Origin of the sequence: Bacillus sp. JJ1503 (assembly GCF_036965125.1) — a bacterium.
In the GTDB taxonomy this organism is placed as follows: Bacteria; Bacillota; Bacilli; order Bacillales; family Cytobacillaceae; genus Cytobacillus.
On sequence record NZ_JBALOZ010000393.1, the window covers coordinates 1 to 4,381 of the forward strand.

Consider the following 4,381-nt stretch of genomic DNA (forward strand, 5'->3'; position numbering starts at 1 on the left):
ATAGAAACAGGGATAAAAGAGGAAGAAGCTTAAATAAAAATGTCGATTATTTATGAAATAATAGAAAAAATTGAGGAATTATGTAGTAAGTTTACTACTTTAAACTAGTAAACTGTTTCGTTAATTATTATTTCAGGAAAAGTAAGAACAAATAGATTATGTATTATTATTCGTTCCTATGATTAGTTTCTGGAATATCAAACTATTGTCTAAATCGACAGGTTCCGTAATAATGAAGAAGTAGAAAAAGTAAATTGAATAATGTTGATTCCTTCCAATAAAGATTTTTAGGAATAAGCGAATGGAGAAAAAATGAAGAATACATATTTTATGAGTTACTTTCCGCTGCTTTCTATCATATTGTTCAGCCTAACTCTATCGATAAAGGTTGAAAAAGTTCTCATTGATTTTCTTAAGAATGCTGGTATTTATACTGGTATGCTGGAGTTTTTTTCAGAGGGCGGGATTAAGCTTTCACTGCTCATTCTTCTCATGCTGTTATTTTTTATGGTATTTGCTGCATTGAAGCTAATCGCGAATACAATTAACGAGCTTTCTCTTTTGTTCTTTTCTAAAGACTCAGAAGGGGACAGCTTAAAGCAAATTCGGAGCGGGGCTGTTATATTTTTTGTCGGAAGCTTCTTATCTTTAGTAAGTATGAACAGCTTTACGGGGATTGGCATTATTTTTGCAGCGACCACGGCTGTTTATTTCTTATATTTTGTGCATAAAGTCAGCTCATCTTTATCTTATCTTGGTCTTGTTGGGCTCATTTTTTTTCAAGTGCTTTTCTGGTCTAGCTTTATTTCTGGAGTTATTTATCTTGCTGTTAAGGTGTATAACAGCCTTATCGCAAGCTTACCAATATAAAAAGAGGGGGGCTCATTTAAGTATGGCCCCCTTTATTGTCCCGACATAATTTCCTTCCAGATGAGCTGCTGAGGGGCAGTCGATTCCACGTATGCAATATTTTCAGGTGTATCCTTTCCAATCCATACGCCTGCTGTATATTGGTCTGTTAAACCGATAAACCAATAATCTTTATAATCATTCGTTGTTCCCGTTTTTCCGCCTGAATATCCGGCAGATAGGTAGGCTTTACGAGCTGTACCGGACTTAACCGTTTTTCTCATTAGCTGTCGTACTTTGTCTGTAGTATCCTTACTCCATACTTGAACCTTGGGCTCATTCCAGCTATAAAGAAGCTCTCCATTCGTATTCGTTACCTTTTTAATGGCTCTAGCGGGCTGGTACTGCCCATCAGTCGCAAACACTGTGTAGGCGGATGTAAGTTCAAGTGGAGTCATCCCATATGAAAATCCCCCAATTGCTGCAGCTAGAGTATAATCCGATTTGGAAACCTTACGGAAGTGAAAGTTGGCTAGATCTTTAAATCCATTTGCAATTCCAATAGAATCTAAGATTCTGACAGCAGGTGTATTATAAGAATGTATAAATGCCTGTTCTAACGTAACGAAACCATATTGGCCGCCGCCATAGTTTTGCGGGCAATAACCGTTTTTGCAAAAGGAATTTGCATTAATTTTTTTCCGTAAGGATGCATCGCTTCTTTCAAAATAAGGTGCATAGACGAGCAATGGCTTGATCGCAGAGCCTGGTTGACGGTAGGCTTGAAATCCTCTGTTAAAATCATGTTTTTTGTATTGCTTGCCCCCTACAAGTGCAACAAGCTGATGGGTTTCATGATCTATTACTGCTGCAGCCCCCTGGATTTCAGGGTAGGGCAAGTTTCGAGTGACTGCACTTTTCGCGCGCTCTTGGATAACTGTATCGAGGGCCGTTTCAATAATAATGCCTGATGCCACAACTTCCTCTAATCGCTTTTCAAGCATTTCTTCAAGATTTTTTTGCTCTTTCTCCGTTTTAGCTGATCGTATTTTTTCCGTAAAGCCTTCCTGCTGCCCGATCAATTCCTTTAGCTCGGCTTCTGCATATGTAACGTAGTCAGGAAATAAATCAGTTCGATCCTTCATATTTAATTGAATGGGTTCTCTTTTTATTTCTACCCCTTCTTCTGTTGAGATTAATTGATGCTTGCTTAATTGATCGATTAATCGTTCCTGTCTTTCCTTCGTCTGCTCAAAGTTTTTTACCGGATTATAAAGAGAAGGATTATTAGGGATTGCGGCCAAAAATGCAAGCTCTGCTTTAGAAAGCTCACTCGTATGTTTTTGAAAATAAAGCTCAGATGCAGCTTCAATGCCATAGGCTCCATTTTGAAAATAGATGGTATTCATATATAGCGTTAAAATTTCTTTCTTTGTATATTTACGTTCAATCTCATAAGAGTAAAGAAGCTCGCTCAGTTTACGGTTATATGATTTTTCATTGTTAAGAAAAAGGTTCCTTGCTAATTGTTGAGTAATGGTACTAGCCCCTTGCTCAATCTTATTTGACTTCATATTAATTGCCAAGGCGCGGCCAATGGAAGTTAAATCAAAGCCAACATGATCGTAAAAATGCTGATCCTCAGAAACGATAAATAATTGGGTAAGAAAGGGAGGAATGTCCTCAATTTCAAGGTTTATTCGGTTAAACGGCCGATGAATTTCAGAGATAATGGTGCCATTCTGAGCTTTCATATAGGAGGTTTGCGGCAAGGATATGTCCTTAATTTTGATTTTTTCTTCTAATACATGGTGAATGCTTTTTACCTTAGATATTTCAGAACCAGATGCAAAAATAAGCAAAAGGAAGCATGGAACTAAGGCAACTATGATCAAATATCCGGTTAACGTACGCAATGCCCATCTTCCTTTCCGAAAGCACTTGCCAGATTTTCCAACCTCTATTCTACAGCAGAATCAAACAAATAAAAATTCATTTAAAAATGAAATTACCCAGAAAAATTAAAAAATTCCATGGTATAATAGTGGAAATGACGTGCGTTTATTTTTTCAATGAAAGAAGGTGTAAACATGGGGGAAGAGTGTCATTATTTATTTATTGACTTTGAATTTACTATGCCTGAAAAAAATGGCAGGTACAAAGGTTTTTATCCAGAAATTATTGAAGCCGGAATTGTTTCAGTATCCAATGACCAAATTCTTGATCAATTTTCTTCCTTCGTTTCTCCAGTTCGCTTTCCGAAGCTATCAGAACGGTGTAAATCATTCCTTCATATTTCACAAGAGCAGGTAGATCAAGGGATTTCCTTTATAGAATTGGTCAAAAAGATGAAGGAAATGAGTGGAAATCAACCATGTCCTATTATTACGTGGGGGAATATGGATATGAGGGTTCTGCGAAATAATTGTCAACAGGTTGGAATTCCTTTTCCTTTTAAAGGGAAGGAAGTGGACTTATCAATGGAATACAAACGTTTTTTTGGTGATCAGAATCAAACAGGATTATGGAAGGCCGTCCAGGAATATGGAAAGGAAGGCACCGGAAAACATCATCGTGCTTTAGATGATGCCATGACTACTTATAATATTTTTAGATTAGTAGAAAAGGATAAGAAATACCTTGGAAAGCCTGAGCCGACCACTATTGGGGATCGGGTAGATTTTTCAAAGCTATTAAATAAATTCGCATAAAAAGCCAAATCGCATATGAATCGATTTGGCTTTTTGTTTTCTCATTTAAAATAATCCTTCTCAAGAGTTTCGATATTCTTTAGGCTAAGCTCTGCCCAAGGGGAGGCATCTTCTTTAAGTTCCTGAATCATTTTATCTAAAGCGGTTCTTAAAGAAGCTGTAAATTCAGGGATATCACCGTCAAAAGGTTTAACCATTTGTTTTGGGACATTTGTTTGTTCCCGATACGCTAAAGCTCTGCGTTCATGAAACATTTGAACATTTGCATCTTTAGGGTTATGTAAATCACCCTGCATAGGATGTTTAACCACCGCTAGAACCCGAACAAGAAAGTGCTGCGGCCGAATGTCTGTAATTTCTCCAATATATTTGCCTGTTTTATAAATGGCTGTTACCTTATCGCCAACATTTAAATCTGCCATATAAAATTCCCCTTTCCGAGATGTACCGTAGTAATCTCATTATGGCTTACCAGCTTGGAAAAACAAAGTAAAATGAAGATACAAATCATCTAAGCAAGGGAAAATTGATAACACTTTAAAACGGGAATTACCGTCTTTGGTGCCCGTCATGCGCATAAAGTGGCCAAAACGGTCATCAAACGCCGTCTTTGGTGCCCGTCATGTTCAAAAAGCGGTCGCCAGGGTCATCAATCGGTATCTTTGGTGCCCGTTATTCGCAAAAAGCGGTTACCAGGGTCATCAATCGGTGACTTTGATGCTCGTCATGCACAAAAAGAGGCCTCCAGGGTCATCAATCAGTGACTTTGGTGCCCGTCATGTTCAAAAAGCGGTCGCCAGGGTCATCAATCGGCATCTTTG

General features: G+C 37.9%; 4 protein-coding genes. 2 read left to right on the top strand and 2 right to left on the bottom strand.

The genetic code is table 11. From position 1 onward, the window contains the following. The first annotated feature begins 312 nt into the window (after positions 1–312). A complete protein-coding gene (locus V7149_RS23590) occupies positions 313–870 on the top strand; it encodes a DUF5366 family protein (RefSeq protein ID WP_335348017.1) in 558 nt (185 codons plus the stop codon). Between the two features lie 32 nt (positions 871–902). On the opposite strand, the gene V7149_RS23595 is transcribed toward V7149_RS23590, so the two are convergent. Next, positions 903–2,765, bottom strand: coding sequence for a transglycosylase domain-containing protein (locus V7149_RS23595; RefSeq protein WP_335348018.1), 1,863 nt, complete (start codon positions 2,763–2,765; stop codon positions 903–905). A 174-nt stretch (positions 2,766–2,939) separates the two neighbouring features. On the opposite strand from V7149_RS23595, the gene kapD reads away from it, so the two are divergent. Then, positions 2,940–3,560, top strand: coding sequence for a 3'-5' exonuclease KapD (kapD, locus tag V7149_RS23600; protein ID WP_335348019.1), 621 nt, complete (start codon positions 2,940–2,942; stop codon positions 3,558–3,560). A gap of 41 nt (positions 3,561–3,601) precedes the next feature. Here kapD and V7149_RS23605 read toward each other — a convergent pair whose 3' ends face one another. Continuing rightward, the gene (locus tag V7149_RS23605) at positions 3,602–3,982 is read right to left on the bottom strand and encodes a kinase-associated lipoprotein B (RefSeq protein WP_335348020.1); all 381 of its coding nucleotides are present in this window, start codon (positions 3,980–3,982) and stop codon (positions 3,602–3,604) included. Positions 3,983–4,381: the final 399 nt, after the last annotated feature.